This is a genomic window from uncultured Sphingomonas sp., assembly GCF_946477935.1.
Classification (GTDB): Bacteria; Pseudomonadota; Alphaproteobacteria; order Sphingomonadales; family Sphingomonadaceae; genus Sphingomonas.
This window is the reverse complement of record NZ_CAMLAC010000080.1, coordinates 1-15,071: the sequence shown is the minus strand read 5'-3', so window position 1 is coordinate 15,071 and position 15,071 is coordinate 1. Positions and strand designations below refer to the sequence as shown.

Annotated in this window: 13 protein-coding genes; 6 read left to right on the top strand and 7 right to left on the bottom strand. The window is 68.1% G+C overall.

All coding sequences use genetic code 11. The features are described from left to right. Both Q0U08_RS10340 and Q0U08_RS10335 read right to left on the bottom strand, forming a co-directional pair. Positions 1 to 247 (bottom strand): cation:dicarboxylase symporter family transporter (locus tag Q0U08_RS10340; protein WP_298091369.1); only part of this gene is annotated, 247 nt, incomplete at its 3' end. Between the two features lie 55 nt (positions 248 to 302). After that, on the bottom strand, positions 303 to 1,475 hold the full coding sequence (locus Q0U08_RS10335; RefSeq protein WP_298091366.1) for an MFS transporter: 1,173 nt from the start codon (positions 1,473 to 1,475) through the stop codon (positions 303 to 305). A gap of 241 nt (positions 1,476 to 1,716) precedes the next feature. Between Q0U08_RS10335 and Q0U08_RS10330 the strand changes: the two genes are divergently transcribed. From Q0U08_RS10330 to Q0U08_RS10315, 4 genes are all read left to right on the top strand, one after another. Beyond that, positions 1,717 to 4,716, top strand: a complete 3,000-nt coding sequence (locus tag Q0U08_RS10330; protein WP_298091365.1) for a TonB-dependent receptor — start codon at positions 1,717 to 1,719, stop codon at positions 4,714 to 4,716. 102 nt (positions 4,717 to 4,818) lie between these two features. Continuing rightward, on the top strand, positions 4,819 to 6,651 hold the full coding sequence (locus Q0U08_RS10325) for a sodium:proton antiporter (RefSeq protein ID WP_298091364.1): 1,833 nt from the start codon (positions 4,819 to 4,821) through the stop codon (positions 6,649 to 6,651). Positions 6,652 to 6,680: 29 nt separating this feature from the next. Continuing rightward, the gene (locus tag Q0U08_RS10320; RefSeq protein WP_298091363.1) at positions 6,681 to 7,328 is read left to right on the top strand and encodes an OmpA family protein; all 648 of its coding nucleotides are present in this window, start codon (positions 6,681 to 6,683) and stop codon (positions 7,326 to 7,328) included. Between the two features lie 104 nt (positions 7,329 to 7,432). Next, positions 7,433 to 9,754 carry a PAS domain S-box protein gene (locus tag Q0U08_RS10315; protein WP_367271115.1) on the top strand — a complete coding sequence of 774 codons (2,322 nt, stop codon included), beginning with the start codon at positions 7,433 to 7,435 and terminating at the stop codon, positions 9,752 to 9,754. Between the two features lie 59 nt (positions 9,755 to 9,813). Here the strand turns inward: Q0U08_RS10315 and Q0U08_RS10310 are convergent, their stop codons facing one another. From Q0U08_RS10310 to Q0U08_RS10300, 3 genes are all read right to left on the bottom strand, one after another. Next, entirely contained in the window at positions 9,814 to 10,047 is a 234-nt protein-coding gene (locus Q0U08_RS10310) for a hypothetical protein (protein WP_298091362.1), read from the bottom strand. Next, positions 10,040 to 10,603, bottom strand: coding sequence for a hemerythrin domain-containing protein (locus Q0U08_RS10305; RefSeq protein ID WP_298091361.1), 564 nt, complete (start codon positions 10,601 to 10,603; stop codon positions 10,040 to 10,042). The genes Q0U08_RS10310 and Q0U08_RS10305 overlap by 8 nt, the downstream gene beginning before the upstream one ends. Before the next feature lie 94 nt (positions 10,604 to 10,697). Further along, complete coding sequence (locus Q0U08_RS10300) at positions 10,698 to 11,612, bottom strand: PAS domain-containing protein (RefSeq protein ID WP_298091360.1); 915 nt, start codon at positions 11,610 to 11,612, stop codon at positions 10,698 to 10,700. A gap of 362 nt (positions 11,613 to 11,974) precedes the next feature. On the opposite strand from Q0U08_RS10300, the gene Q0U08_RS10295 reads away from it, so the two are divergent. Beyond that, complete coding sequence (locus Q0U08_RS10295; RefSeq protein WP_298091359.1) at positions 11,975 to 12,394, top strand: hypothetical protein; 420 nt, start codon at positions 11,975 to 11,977, stop codon at positions 12,392 to 12,394. A 17-nt stretch (positions 12,395 to 12,411) separates the two neighbouring features. On the opposite strand, the gene Q0U08_RS10290 is transcribed toward Q0U08_RS10295, so the two are convergent. Further along, positions 12,412 to 12,858, bottom strand: a complete 447-nt coding sequence (locus Q0U08_RS10290) for a MarR family winged helix-turn-helix transcriptional regulator (RefSeq protein ID WP_298091358.1) — start codon at positions 12,856 to 12,858, stop codon at positions 12,412 to 12,414. A 117-nt stretch (positions 12,859 to 12,975) separates the two neighbouring features. Here Q0U08_RS10290 and Q0U08_RS10285 point away from each other — a divergent pair, with 117 nt between their 5' ends. Continuing rightward, positions 12,976 to 13,401 carry an organic hydroperoxide resistance protein gene (locus Q0U08_RS10285; RefSeq protein ID WP_298091357.1) on the top strand — a complete coding sequence of 142 codons (426 nt, stop codon included), beginning with the start codon at positions 12,976 to 12,978 and terminating at the stop codon, positions 13,399 to 13,401. Positions 13,402 to 13,538: 137 nt separating this feature from the next. On the opposite strand, the gene Q0U08_RS10280 is transcribed toward Q0U08_RS10285, so the two are convergent. Then, positions 13,539 to 15,044 (bottom strand): tryptophan halogenase family protein, encoded by a 1,506-nt coding sequence (locus tag Q0U08_RS10280; protein ID WP_298091367.1) that lies wholly within the window; start codon positions 15,042 to 15,044, stop codon positions 13,539 to 13,541. Between the last annotated feature and the right edge of the window lie 27 nt (positions 15,045 to 15,071).

The following is a 15,071-nucleotide window of genomic DNA, read 5'->3' as shown; positions in this document are numbered from 1 at the left end:
AGATGAAGGTGGAGGCGACGAGGCGTGCCGCGTTGCTCAGGTCGCGCAGCGCCGCGATCGAGGCGACGATCGCGGTGAAGACCAGCGGCACGACCAGCACCTTGAGCAACTGGACGAAGCTCTCGCCGATGATGCGCAGGCCCTCGGCCAGGCCGGCCAGCCCCTGCGACCGGGCGAGCAGGCCGAGCAAAAGGCCCGTGGCCATGCCGACGAACACCTGTGCCCCGAAGGAAAAGCGGATCTTCATCGCGGCAATGTAGTGGATGGTGCCGGCAGCGACAGCCAAGATTTGCGTGAGGCGGCTAAAGCGCGGGACGGGCAGCGATGCGCTCGGCCAGCGCGATCGTCGCCAGCATGGCGAGCGACAGGAGCGCGATCGCGATGCCGAGACCCGGCCAGCCCCATAGCCCGACGACGAGGCCGCCGAGCGGCGGGCCGATCAGTGCGCCGCCCGCACCGAATTGGGTGAGAAGGCCGTTGGCGGTGGCGATGCGCGGATCGTCGGCAGAGGCGGCACGCGCGAGGAGGGGCAGGCGCGCGAAGACGAGGGGCGAGACGAGGCCGCTGGCGCCGACCGCCAGGATCGCGACAAGCGCCGCTGCGCCCCAGCCGCCGATCTCGGCGAAGACCAACGGCGCGAGCAGGGCGGTGACGGCCAGCGCGGGCACGACGATGCGCATCATCGCGCGCGGGGATAGCGCACCGCGCCGCATCAGCGCGATCGCGATCGCCGATCCGGGAAGCGCCGCGAGCGAGGCGAAGGCCGCGACCAGACCGGCGGTGGCGAGCGAGGCGCCGCGCATATCGGTCAGGAAGGTGGGCAGCAGCATGGTGAGCGCGCACAGGAACAGCGTGTAGATGCCGAAGGCGAGGGTGGCGATCCACGCCGCGGGGGCAGGCAGCGCGATGCCGCGGGGGCCCGCGGTGCCGAGCGGCAGGCGCAGCGCCGGTATGACCGCCAGCGCCAGCAGCGCCGCCCAGAGCAGGAGCAGGCCGGTCGCGTCGAGCAGATGCGTGCCCATCCCCGTCACCGCGCCGCCGACCGCGACGCCGACGGGCACGAAGCTGCTCCACAAGGCGAGCGCGCGGGGGCGGTCATGGTCATGCGCGATGGCGGCGATCGCGGTCGGTGCGGCGATGACGACGAGGAGATAACCGATCCCCTCCACCCCGCGCGCGACGAACAGGGGCGCGGGGGTGGTGGCAAGCGCCTCCACCAGACTGCACCCCGCCAGCGTGGCAAGCCCGGTGACCAGCGACCGGCGATAGCCGATGCGGCCGAGCGCCAGCCCCGCGACGAAGCCTAGCACGCCGCCACCGACCTCCAGCAACGAGATCAGCAGCCCCGTGGCGGGCAGCGACAGCGCGAATCGGGCGCGGAGCACGGGCGCGATGGTGGAGAATTTGGCGAGCTGCGCGGCGGCGAGGACGCCGAGCAGCCAGAGCGCGATGATGGCGAGCCAGCGGCGTTGCATGTGCCGGCGCCTAGCGGCGGGACGGCGGGATCGCAAATGCGGGCGTTTCCGTGTGAACGGGAGACGTCTGGCTGTGGTCCGGCACACACCGTCATCATACCTATTACGGGAGTGGCGGGCCGTTGCGTGCGTAATATACGGGGATATGGAACGAATTTGTCAGAGCGATGATTGACGGCCATGAAAACTTGTATGATAAACCTCGTCAGCAACGGAATACCGTGACAAGAGGAGGGGTGAGGTGAGAACAGCGATGCTGATCGGTGCATCTTCGGGCGCGATGGCGCTGTTGCTGGCGGGATTGCCGGCGGCGGCACAGACCAATCCACCGCCGGCCGCGCAGACCACGTCGCCGGCATCCGACACCTCCGAGGCCGCCGCCCAGGATGTGACCACGCGAGAGAATGCGCCGCAGGACGCAGCGGCGCCGCAGGACGCAGCGGCGCAGCAGGATGCCGGGGCCACCGGCACCGAGGGCGCCGACATCGTCGTCACCGGCTTCCGCCGCAGTCTGGCCGAAGGGCTGGAATTGAAGCGCGAGGCGATCGGCGTGCGCGACTCGATCGTGGCCGAGGACATCGGTAAATTCCCGGAAGCGAACGTCGCTGAATCGCTGCAACGTATCCCGGGCGTGTTCCTGTCGCGCGACGGTGCGTCGAACGAAGGCCAGAACATCAGCATCCGGGGCCTTGGCTCCAACTTCTCTGTCACGACGATCAACGGCGCGCCGGTGCGTACCACCTCGACCGGCGGCATCGGCAATTCGGGGCGCTCGTTCAACTTCGACGTGTTCCCGTCCGAGCTGTTCGGCCGGGTCGACATCTACAAGAGCCCGCTCGCCAATCTGGAAGAGGGCGGCATTTCGGGCAATGTGGATCTGCAGACGCCGCGCCCCTTCGACAACAAGGGCCGCACGATCCGCTACAATCTGGCGCAGAACTACAATACCCAGTCGGACGAGTTCCGGCCGCGCGGCTCGCTGCTGGTGAGCGATACCTGGGGCAATTTCGGCGCGCTGATCGGTGTGGCCTTCGCGCAGAACGTCAACGAGCGTTCCGGCTTCCAGTCGACGGGCGGGTATAATTCCACGACGCTGGCGGCGCCCGGCTTCCTGACCCCCGCACCGCCGCCGAACACGACCGGCACCTTCCCCTTCGCGCTGGATCTGGACAATCCGCGCGCCAATTTCGGCAGCCTGACGCGCCAGCAGGTCGCGGGCGCCTTCCTGCCGCGCTTCTACCGCGTGTTCGCATCCAGCAACGAGCGCAAGCGGCTGGGCGGCGTCGCGTCGCTGCAGTATAAGAGCGACCGGTTCGAGGCGAGCCTGGACGGCATCTATTCGCGCATCACCGACGTGAACGACGAATTCACCTTCGGCGTGCCGGTGCGCAACACCCGCACCGTGCCGGGCACGACCAGCCTGCCCGGGCGTGGCACCAATTCGGGCCTGATCCCGGTCGACGTCAAGATCGACCAGTACAACAACCTGTACGGCACGTTCGACAACAGCTCGATCCTGACCGAAAGCTTCTACCGCGACGCCAAGACCGAGTTCAAATACGGCATCGCGCGCGTCGCCTGGGATGCGACCGACAGGCTGAAGCTGACCGCGCAGGGCAATCTGAACGAGAGCGTCGCCTTCTCCACCGGCAACCGCATCGTCACCAACATCTACAGCATCCGCACCACCTTCGACCCGACGGGCAATGTCAGCTATCCGACGATCAGCTCGCCCGTCGATTTCACCAATCCGCGCAACTTCACCGATCCCAGCCTGGGCTTCGGATCGGCGCGCGAGGTGGACAAGCAGCGCAGCGGGCGCGTGGTGGCGACATGGGATGCGGGCGAGTTCGCCGGGGCGGAATGGTCCGCGCTGTTCGGCGGCAGCTACGTATCGAGCGTCAAGGAGGTCGAGCGCCGCGACGGCACCACGATCGGGCGGACGCGCACCCTGCCCGGCGGCGGCACCTTCGCGACGATCGACGTGATCGGCAACATGGTTCCGTTCCTGCCATTCGGGGCGCTGCGCAACGGCGGCAATCCCGGCTATCCGTCGAACTTCGCGACCTTCACGCGTGATTTCGTCAACGGGTATCTGGATGCGAACGGCGCCAATGCCGCATCGCCCGTGCAGCTCAATTCCGCCTTCCGCGCCGAGGAAGTGGTGAAGGCCGCGTTCTTTGAGGCGAACATGAAGCTGCCGCTGGGTGGCGGCGACCTGCGCGGCAATGTCGGCATCCGCTATGCCGATACCGACATCACCATCAACAATTACGGGCCGGCAGGCGGCGGCGCGTTCGAGCCCCGCGAGCGGGAGGGCGGGTACAGCAACTGGCTGCCCTCGCTCAGCTTGGCGTGGGACATCACCCCCAAGGTGCTGGTGCGCGCCTCCGCCGGCAAGACGATCACGCGCGCGGCGCTGGTCGACATCGCCAGCGGCATCGCCATTCCCAACCGCTTCAACCCCGATGTGACGGTGGGCAATCCCGAGCTGAGGCCGCAGACCTCCACCAACTACGACGTCAGCGCGGAATGGTATTTCCAGCCGGGCGCGATCCTGGGCCTGGGCGCGTTCAAGAAGAGCCTGAAGGGCACGCCGCAGGCGGTGACGATCTTCGGGGTGCCGTTCAGCTCGCTGCAACTGTCGCAGGACCTGTTCGACCGCCGTTCGCTGACCGGCAGCGACACGGGCACGATCCTGCCCGACCAGCCGTTCAACGTCACCACGGTGCAGAACCAGGGCACGCTGGACCTGAGCGGGATCGAGGTGTCGTACCAGCAGAGCATGACCTTCCTGCCGGCGCCGTTCGACGGGCTGGGCGTGCTGGGCAGCTTCACCAAGGTATGGCGCGACGGCAACGACTTCGTCACCAGCCAGGGGACCGCGGTCGGCATTTCGACGGTGCCGGATTATTCGTACAGCGCCACCGCCTTCTACGAAAAGGGCCCGTTCGCGATCCGCGGGTCGTACAATTACCGTGCGCGGGCCGGCAACAGCTCGGTCAACAACGGCAACGACCAGATCGTCTATACCGCGCCGCAGGGGTTCCTGGACGGAACGGTCAGCTACCAGATCAACAACCGGTTCGAGCTGCGCATCGATGCGCTGAACATCACCAACGAGAACCTCTACACCTATTACGAAAATCCCGACCAGGAGAAGGGTAACGGCCAGTCACGGCGCGACAATTCCTTCTTCAACGGCACCACCATCACGTTCGGCATCCGCGGCAGCTTCTGATCCCGACCCCTCCTGGGTGCCCGGCCAGAACCCCGGCCGGGCACCCGCTTTTTTGGGTCTTGCGGGTTGCGGTGGCCGGGTGGCTGTGCTGTTCGGCTCTCCATGCACAATTACGCTTTGGCCATCGCGCTGATCGGCGCCCTTGGCGTCGGTGCCCAGTGGCTCGCATGGCGGACGGGCTGGCCCGGCATCGCCCTGATGCTGGCGGCCGGCATCATCGCCGGACCCGTGACCGGGCTCATCCGCCCCGCCGAGGTGTTCGGCCCGCTGCTGGAGCCCGCCGTGTCGATCGCGGTCGCGGTGATCCTGTTCGAAGGCGGATTGAGCCTGAATTTCCGCGAGTTGCGCAAGACCGAGGGCGCGGTAATGCGCCTGGGCCTGATCGGCATGCCGTTCGGCTGGGTGCTGGGGACGCTGGCCTGCTATTATATCGCCGGGCTGGTCTGGCCGGTGGCGATCCTGTTCGCCGGGATCCTGGTCGTCACCGGGCCGACCGTGGTGTTGCCGCTGCTCCGCCAGAGCAATATCGCGGCCAGGCCCCGTGCGATCCTGAAATGGGAAGCGATCGTCAACGATCCCTTTGGCGCGCTGTTCGCGGTCATCACCTATGAATATCTGCGCCGCTCGGGCGACGGCGCATCGCTGGCCGGGGTCACCGCATCGATCCTGTTCGCTGCCCTTGTCGCGGGGGTGATCGGCTTTGCAATGGCCTGGGCGATCAAATGGTCGTTCCCGCGCGGGCATGTGCCCGAGCATCTGAAGGCGCCGGTGCTGTTCGTGGCGGTGATCGTCACCTTCGTGCTGTCCAACCTGATCCAGCACGAGACCGGGCTGGTGGCGGTGACGGTGATGGGCGTGGCGCTGGCCAACATGAAGCTGAGCAGCCTGCGCGACGTGCATCCATTCAAGGAGAACGTCACCGTCCTCCTGATCTCGGGCGTGTTCGTGCTGCTGTCCGCGTCGCTGGATCTGGACGTGGCGCGGCGGTTCGAATGGCGGTTCCTGGGGTTCCTGCTGGCATTGCTGTTCCTGGTGCGGCCGGCGACGGTGCTGGTCAGCCTGGCCTTTTCCAAGGTGCCGTGGCGCGAGCGGCTGCTGATCGCGTGGATCGCGCCGCGCGGCATCGTGGCGGTGGCTATGTCGGGGCTGTTCGCGCTGCGGCTGGGGGCGCTGGGCTATGGTGACGGCGGTATCCTGGTCACCCTGTCCTTCGGGGTGGTGGTGGCGACGATCGTCGCGCACGGTTTCAGCATCCGCTGGGTCGCGCGGCGGCTGGGCGTGACGGCGACCGGGCAGCGCGGGCTGCTGATCGTGGGGGCGACGCCGTGGAGTCTGGCGCTGGCGCGCCACCTGCAGCAACTGGACGTGGCGGTGACGATCAGCGACGCCAACTGGCGGGCGCTGGCCGGCGCGCGCCAGCACGGGGTATCGACCTTTCACGGCGAGATCCTGGCGGAGACGAGCGAGGAGCATCTGGACATGGGGCGCTTCCAGGCACTGGCGGCGGCGACCCCGAACGAGGCGTATAACGCGCTGGTGTGCAGCGAGTTCGCCCCCGAGATCGGGCGCGATGCGGTGTATCAGCTCGGCGGCGGCGGCGGCGACAGTGCAACCGACGAACGTGGCCTGTCCGAAGCGCTGCGCGGGCGATCGCTGTTCGCATCGGGGGTCGGGATCGACGAGATCGAGGCGCGGGCCGCGGCCGGCTGGACCTTTCGTAAGACGCGGGTCAGCGAGCAGTTCGACTTCGCCGCGGCGCGCGCCGCCCTGCCGGCCGAGGCGGACCTGCTGCTGGTGCTGCGCCCGGGCGGGCAGTTGCGCTTCTTTACCCATGCGACCCGGCCGGTGCCGGTGGCGGGCGACGTGATCGTGTCCTACGCGCCGCCGCAGCCGCGCCGCGACGGGGCTGGTGCCGAGGCGGAGGCTGTCGCATGACCGGATCATCGTTCGCAAAGGGGAGGGGTATGACCATGTTGCGCCATCCGCTGGGCCATCCGCTGGGATTGTGCGTCCTGCTGGGCCTGTCGCTGGCGGGGTGCGAAAAGGGCGAGCCGGCGAACATCGCCGCGCCGGCGAATGCCGCCGACACGCTGACCCCGCCCCTTGCCGTGCCGAGCCCGACGCCCGAGGGGGAGGTGAAGTCGATCATCCGCCCGGCGGTTCATGCCGAGGTGGCCGAGGCGCCGGAGCCCGAGGCCCCGCCCGAGCCGCTGTTGCGGGTGATCGGCTTCCCGCGCAGCGCGGCGCTGGACGAGCCGGCGCGCGCGGCGCTGGATGCGCTGGCGGAGGAGGCGAAGACGCGCGACGGGCCGATCGTGCTGCGCGGCCATTCCGACTCGCAAGGGTCGGACGAGGACAATATGCGTACCGCACGTCGACGGGCGGAGGTGGTGCGCGACTATCTGGTCGAGCAGGGCGTGCCAAAGGAGCGGATCACGGCGATTGCGCTGGGCGAGGCGCGGCCGATCGCCCCGAACGCGAAGCTGGACGGCAGCGACGATCCCGAGGGACGCGCGCGCAACCGGCGCGTGGAGGTGGAGATCGGGGTGCCCGCGCCGGCGGCACCGGCTCCGGCCGCGACGCCGACCCCTTCGCCTTTACCCGCGGGATAGCCCCGCATCCTCGCAGCCTTGACGATGGGGCGGGGTTATGCGCTTGAAATATCGTCATCCCCTCTTGCGATAAGCGGGGGAGGCGGGCTGCATGGGCGGACGGTGTGACGGTGGTGGCAAGCAGCGAGGATGCGTCGTTCCTGATCGGGGGCGGCGAGATGGGGGAGCGGATCGGCGCATTCGCGTGGCATGCCACGCCGATCGGCGCCATCGCGACCTGGCCCGCGGCGATGCGCGCGGTGCTGGCCTTCGTACTGCGCTCGCCGGTGCCGATCGTGACCCTTTGGGGTCCGACCGGGGTGATGATCTACAACGACGCCTATCGCGGCTTTGCCGGTGATCGCCACCCGGCACTGCTCGGCACCAATGTGCTGGAGGGATGGCACGAGGTCGCCGACTTCAACGCGCATGTGATGCAGACCGTGTATCACGGCGGCGGTACGCTGTCATATCAGGACCAGGAACTGATACTGGTGCGCGACGGTACGCCGCGCGCGCTGTGGACCGACCTGGAATATTCGCCCGCGCTGGATGATGACGGCCGCCCGATCGGCGTGGTCGCGGTGGTGATCGAAACGACCGAGCGCGTGCTGGCGGGGCGCCGCCTGCAGGATGATCGCGACCGGCTGTGGGCGATCTCGCAGGATCTGCTGCTGGTATGCACGTTCGAGGGCATCATCACCGCGGTGAACCCCAGCGCAACGCGGATGCTGGGCTGGGCCGAGACGGAGCTGGTCGGTCAGCCGCTGGGCGCCTTTCTCCATCCCGACGATCTTGCCAGCACCGGGGCCGAACTCTCCACGCTGAGCGACGGCGTGACGACGATGGCGTTCGAGAACCGGTATCGAACCAAGGGGGGCGAATATCGCCTGCTCGCCTGGACCGCGGTGCCCTCTGCCGGGCGCATCCATGCGGTGGGTCGCGACATCACTGAGGAGCGGCGGCTGGCGCGCGACCGGGAGCGGATCTGGACCTTGTCGCCCGTGCTGAAGGTGGTGACCGACGACAGCGGCGTCATCACCAACGTCAATCCGTCCTGGACGGCCGCCCTGGGGTGGACGCATGCCGAGTCGGTCGGGCGGCGAACCACCGATTTCATGGAGGCCGACGAGGGCGCATGGCGCGAGCGGGTGCAGGTCCTGTCTGCGGGGCAGGCGCTGCACGATTATCGCACGACGCTTCGCACCAAGTCGGGCGAGCGGCGGCTGATCCGCTGGACGACGGTGCCGGAGGGCGGCACTTTTTACGGCTTCGGCCACGATGTGACCGCCGAAAGCGAGGCGGCGGCCGCGCTGGCCACCGCCGAGGCGCAGTTGCGGCAAAGCCAGAAGATGGAGGCGGTGGGCCAGTTGACCGGCGGCATCGCGCATGACTTCAACAACCTGCTGCAAGGGATCACCGGCAATCTGGAAATTGTCGAGCGGCGCGTGGCGCAGGGGCGGACCGGGGAACTGGACCGCTTCGTCACCGCCGCGGCGACCGCGGCGAGCCGGGCGGCATCGCTGACCCACCGGCTGCTCGCCTTTTCGCGCCGCCAGCCGCTCGATCCCCGGCCGGTGGAGGTCAACCGGCTGGTCGGATCGATGGAGGACCTGCTGCGCCGCACGATCGGCGAGCGGATCGCACTGGACCTGCATCTCGATGCCGGGTTGTGGGCGACACGGTGCGATCCCAACCAGTTGGAAAGCGCGATCCTGAACCTGGCGATCAACGCGCGCGACGCGATGGAAGGCGGGGGGCGCCTGACCATCGAGACCGGCAACGTCACCCGCGAGAACGGCGCGTTCGTGTGCATCCGGGTGGGCGATACCGGGACCGGGATGGACGCCGACACGATCGCGCGCGCCTTTGAACCCTTTTTCACCACCAAGCCGATCGGGCGCGGCACCGGGCTCGGCCTGTCGATGATCTACGGCTTCGCCAAACAGTCCGAGGGTACGGCGACGATAGAAAGCGCGCCGGGCGAGGGGACGAGCGTGCGGCTGTACCTGCCTCGCCATGACGGGCCGGTAGGCGCTGTACCCGATGCCCCCGCGACAGAGCCGATGCCGCGCCCCGGCCGGGGCGAGGTGGTGCTGGTGGTCGAGGACGAGGCGGTGGTGCGCGCGCTGATCCTGGAGGAACTGCAGGAACTGGGATACCGCACCTTGTCGGCGGGCGACGGCGAAAGCGGCCTGGCGCTGCTCGCAGGCAGCGCGCGAATCGACCTGCTGGTCACCGACATGGGTCTGCCGGACCGGAACGGGCGAGAGGTGGCGATGACGGCACGGACGATGCGCCCGGCGTTGAAGGTGCTGTTCATGACCGGCTATGCCGAGACCGCAGCCACCGCCGCCGGCTTTCTGGAGCCGGGTATGGCGATGATCACCAAGCCGTTCGCAATGAACGTGCTGGCGGAGCGGGTGCGTGGGATGCTGGCAGGGTAGAGCCGACTACCCGCCCCGCTCCAGTACGGATGGCGGGGGTATCCGCTCTCCTGTGCCGCTTACCGGTCGGGCATCGGATCGCGCGGGGTGGCGACCTGGGTGGCGTTCGCCGCGCTGCGTTCCTCCTGCCGGGCATGGCTGAAGATCATGCCGGCATAGGTGAGGGCACCGAGCACGAAGACGACCGCGATGATGACGGCGAAGCGGCGGATGATCGGGGCTTCGTGGCGTTCCCGGCGCTCCGCACGGGCGTCGGCGGCACGGACCCGGTCGTCGAGATGGGGATCAGGCAAGTTTCAGCCCTTCCTTGTTCATCTGGCGGGTCAGATGGGCATTCTGCGCCTCGGAGAGTTCGCCGCGCAGGCGGGGGAACAGATCGTTCTCCTCCTCGCGCATATGCTGTTCGATCATCGTGCGAAACTCGCGCAGCTTGGGCAGCCAGGCGGGATCGTCCTTGGCCATCTCGCCGAGATCGAAGAAATACTGTTTCACATAGCCATGTTCGTGATTCAGATGGTCCGCCGCCTCAGGCATGCCGCGGTCGCGCATCATCGCATATACCGCGTTTTCCTCTTGCAGCGCATGTTTGCCGATCGCGTGCTTCAACTGCGCGAGCAACACGGTGCGGCGCTTCGTGTCGCTCGCGTCGCTGCCCTCCAGCGCATCGAACAGGGCAAGGGCAGCGGCATGTTCGGCGGCGAGCGCCTTGTCCCATTCGCCTGCGAGCAGGGTAGGGGCCTGAACCGCAGCCTTGCGGGCCAGATTGGCAGCGATGCCGATCGCGATGCCAGCCGCCATGCCGATCGCCAGCGTGTGACGCCCTTCGCGGGGTTTGTCCAATTGGGTCATGCATCCACTCCGTGGGCCATCAGCGGGCGTGTGGATCAACGGAACAGGATAGTGATCGTTGCCGGGTGATCGGGGAAAATCTCGTTGATCTACTTTATAGATCAATGGGTTGTAATGAATCTTCAGCGGCGGTGGCGATCACCACCGCGCCGGTGACGGCGCCGTGCGCATGCACCGGGGCAAGGGCCAGACGAACGGGTTTCTCGGTGCCGCCGCGCGTCAGGAAACGGGTGGCGAAGGTCGGTGTGAGCGTACCGGCCAACACCGCCTCCACCTGGTCGGCCGCGGCACGGCGCAGCGACAGCGGCAGGATGTCGGTCAACCGGACCTGGTGCAGCTTGTCCGGCGCGAAGCCCGCCAGACCGGCAAATGCCGCGTCGACCTCGGCAAAGGTGCCGCGCGTCGACAACACGGCGCGACCGACATCGCCGTGCGCGGCCAGCGCGGCCAGCGTCGCGTCGCGCACGTCATTGCGGCGTTGCGCGGCGTGCGCGTCGGTGATGTCATCGAACAGGCAGGCCGAGCCGTCCGCGAACGGCATGGCGCGCAGCCGCAGCCAGCGCCCCGCCCGCGCGAAGGACGGCAGTTCCAGACACGTCGTGGCGCCCGACGCCACCGCCCGGCGCAGCGCGGCATAGCCCGGGCGATCCTCTATTCCCGGCCAGATCGAGGAAAGCGCCCGGCCGCGCACGGCTTCTGCCGAGACCATCAGGAACCCACAGGCGGCAGCGTTGATCGCGCGCACCCGCATCGCGCCGTCCAGGGCCAGGAAACCCTGTTCCAGATGCTCCAGCACATGCGATACGGGGGGCGTGTCCACGTGATCGGCACCGGGGCGGGTCGCAAGCGCCTCGAACGCCGCGAGCGACAGCATCACCAGCCGCGTGCGACCATGATGGGTGATGAACACCGGCCCTGCCGCGGCCCGCGCCTGCCATGTGCCGAACTGTCGTACGAGCTCGCCCGCAGTCACCGCAGGCGCCGCTGCGCCATCCGTCGCCAGGATCATCGGCTCCCTTTCCGATCGACCATTCCCCGTTGCGCGTCATGCGTAGAACTTCTGAAACATTCCAGCGTTTTAACGCCCGATGCCGATCTATTCGCCACCGGAACGGGGTTGTCGTGAATTGCGTGAACTTGCGCGCCCGGCGCCGAACGGGCAGGATCATGCCGCGTCCCGCCGCACGCAAAACACATATTCCGGGATGCTCGCATGGGAACGCCGCGTTAGGATTCGGGGGGCGACCATGGTGGCGTCCGGCGATCTCCCCACCCCTTGCCGGACGGAGGAGGACAGGATGGCCGGCACCGGATACGCCCCCCCCGATCCGATGGCCGCATCATATCGAGCGATGGTCCCGCTCGGCCCGCGTGCCGCCGGCCATCCTGTCACCGGTGCAGGGCGGACCCGCCCGGTCGGATTCTGACACCGTGTCGGCCGGGGCGGCCTCTCCATCCGGTGCCTCGGCCGTTTCCCGCCATCCTGCCTGGCTGCGCTGGATCGCCCGCCTGCTGCTGCCGATGCGGGGCGGGCGTGTGCACGGCACGCCCGTCAGCTATCACGCACGGCGTGCCGCGCAGGAGCGGGCCCTGGCGCGGCGGGCGCGCTGCGCCGTCGCACGGGCGCGACATCTGGCGCTGGCGGAGTTGCACAGCGCGCATGATCGACTGGGAACCGGCGTGCCGGGCACGGCGCCGTCAGGGCCGCGGATGATGGAGGCGGCGCTGCGCGGTGCGATGATGCCTTCCACGCGGCGGAGCAAGACGCGGGACGTCGCGGCCCGGCGTTAGAGCGGTCGGAAACGGCTCTAATCGTCGTCCTTCACACCGGCGGCAAGCGCGTCGCGCAGATGCTGGACGCGTTCGTTGAGCGCGCCCAGTTCTTCCAGCGTCATGCCCGACTGCGCGATCAGCTTTTCCGCCAGACAGCCGCAGCGGTCGCGCAAGTCCCATCCGGCCGGGGTCAGCGTGACCTGAACCTGACGCTCGTCGCGGGGGTTTCGAGTCCGGGCGAGCAGTCCCGACGACTCCAGCCGCTTGACCAGCGGCGTCACCGTGCTGGATTCCAGCGCCAGGCGCGACGCGATCGCGCCGACGCTGCGGCCATCCTCCTCCCACAGCGCATGCAGCACTAGATATTGCGGATAGGTGATCCCCAGCGCGTCAAGCAGCGGCTTGTACGCCCGGTTGATCGCCATCGACGTGGCATAGAGGGAGAAGCACAACTGGCTGTCGAGCGGTGCGGGCGCGGCCATGGCGATCATCCTTCGATTAAACGGGTTCGATATCGCGATAAATATTCCGCTGGACAAGCCCAACCCGGCCGCTTATATAGATATCACGATAAGCATTATCCCGATAAGGAGAACATGATGTCGGTCGACGTCAAGTACCGCACCGCAGCCACCGCCACCGGCGGGCGCGATGGTCATGCCCGCAGCGATGAGGGCAATTTCGACGTGAAGCTGTCCACTCCGAAGGAACTGGGCGGCGCAGGCGGCGAGGGCACCAACCCGGAACAGTTGTTCGCGGCCGGCTATGCGGCCTGCTTCATCGGCGCGCTGAAGGTCGCGGGACAGCAGTTGAAGGTCGCGGTGCCCGCGGACACGCAGGTGTCGGCGACGGTGGGCATCGGCCCGCGCGCAGCCGGCGGGTTCGGCATCACCGCCGACCTGACCGTGGCGCTGCCCGGCATCGCGCCGGACGTGGCACAAACGCTGGTCGATACCGCGCACCAGATCTGCCCGTATAGCAACGCGACCCGCGGCAATGTCGATGTCGGGCTGACGCTCGCCTGATCTTCCCCCCTCGGGTCTGCCTCGCGTTTCCCTCCCTTGGACGCGAGGGGCAGGCCCGTTCCGGCGGTATCCTCCCATGCCGCGCAGGACCCGGCGACGATGGCACCCCTCCCTGGCCGTCGTCGCCGGTTTTGATTCTATCGCCCGGCCTGTGCGACCTTGGCCAGCACCGCGGCGTGCGGGGGCAGGGTGCGGGCCAACGTGGCATTGGCGCGCCGCATCTGCCGCAATGCGTCGGCTACCCGGTCCTCGTCCAACGCGTCCACGATCGGGTCATAGCCGTCAGGGATGATGTTCTGGCCGATCATCACCGCGACCCAGCTGGGGACCGCGAACAGTTCGTCGTCATAGCGGAAGATGCGGCCCTTTTCGCGAAACAGCGCGATCTTCTCGGCCAGCGTGTCGGGGATCGCCATGGTGCGGACGTGGCGCCAGAACGGCGTGTCGTCGCGGCGGGTGGCGTGATAGTGCAGGATGATGAAGTCGCGGATGCTGTCATAGGCATCGGTCATGAAGCGGTTGTACCGATCCCGCTCCACCGCGGTGAAGCGCTTGTCGGGAAACAGCGCGAACAGCTTCGATATGCCGTTCTGGATCAGGTGGATGCTGGTCGATTCCAGCGGCTCCAGGAAACCGCCGGCCAGCCCGAGTGCGACGACGTTGCCTTCCCACATGCGCTGGTAGCGGCCCGCCTTGAACGACAGGCGGCGTGGGCTGTCGGTCGGTTCGGCATCCAGATTGGCGAGCAGCAGGCGCTCGGCCTCGGCATCGTCGGTGAACGCGCTGGCATAGACATGGCCGTTGCCGGTGCGATGTTGCAGCGGGATGCGCCATTGCCACCCGGCAGGGCGTGCGGTGGCGCGGGTATAGGGCAGCACCGGGTCGGTACGCCGCGTCGGCACGGCCAGCGCCCGGTCGCAGGGCAGCCAGTGCGACCAGTCGACAAAGGGCACCTCCATCGCCTGACCGAGTAGCAGGCTGCGAAAGCCGGAGCAGTCAATGAAGAGATCGCCGGCCACGCGGCGGCCGTCGTCCAGCACCACCGCGGCGACATGGCCGCTGGCGGGATCGCGCTCGGCGCGTTTGATCCGTCCTTCGATGCGGGTGACGCCGCCTGCCTCCGCCTGCGCGCGCAGAAAGGCGGCGTAGCGGCCGGCGTCGAAATGATAAGCGTAAGCGAGGCCCGACAGGGGCGAGCGGGGATCGGTGGCAGGGTGCGCGAAGGTGCCGGCCTGTGCGGCGGCGGCGGCCATGGCGTAGTCGTCGATCGGGCCGATGCCGTCGCGGTCGCGCAGCTTCAACCAAGTCTGATGAAAGTTCAGCCCGTCGAAATCGCGACCATGATGGCCGAAGGGGTGGAAATAGAGATCCTTGCCGGTGTCCCAGCCGACGAATTCGATGCCGAGCTTGTAGCTGCCGCCGGTGGCGGTCAGGAAGCGGCTTTCGTCGATACCGAGCAGGCGGTTGAAGCCGATGATCGGCGGGATCGTGGCCTCGCCGACGCCCACTGTGCCGATCGCGTCGGATTCGACGAGCGTGATGCGGCGCTGGCCATCGTCGAGGAAGCGGGCGGCGGCGGCGGCGGCCATCCAGCCGGCGGTGCCGCCGCCGACGATGACGACATGGGATATCGGCTGGGTCATGCATGCCTCATGCGGGCGAGATAGTCG

Coding starts and splice junctions, on each gene's coding strand:
- Q0U08_RS10335 (WP_298091366.1), bottom strand. CDS start 1,475: ATGCAACGCCGCTGGCTCGCCATCATCGCGCTCTGGCTGCTCGGCGTC.
- Q0U08_RS10325 (WP_298091364.1), top strand. CDS start 4,819: ATGCACAATTACGCTTTGGCCATCGCGCTGATCGGCGCCCTTGGCGTC.
- Q0U08_RS10320 (WP_298091363.1), top strand. CDS start 6,681: ATGACCATGTTGCGCCATCCGCTGGGCCATCCGCTGGGATTGTGCGTC.
- Q0U08_RS10305 (WP_298091361.1), bottom strand. CDS start 10,603: ATGACCCAATTGGACAAACCCCGCGAAGGGCGTCACACGCTGGCGATC.
- Q0U08_RS10300 (WP_298091360.1), bottom strand. CDS start 11,612: ATGATCCTGGCGACGGATGGCGCAGCGGCGCCTGCGGTGACTGCGGGC.
- Q0U08_RS10290 (WP_298091358.1), bottom strand. CDS start 12,858: ATGGCCGCGCCCGCACCGCTCGACAGCCAGTTGTGCTTCTCCCTCTAT.
- Q0U08_RS10285 (WP_298091357.1), top strand. CDS start 12,976: ATGTCGGTCGACGTCAAGTACCGCACCGCAGCCACCGCCACCGGCGGG.
- Q0U08_RS10280 (WP_298091367.1), bottom strand. CDS start 15,044: ATGACCCAGCCGATATCCCATGTCGTCATCGTCGGCGGCGGCACCGCC.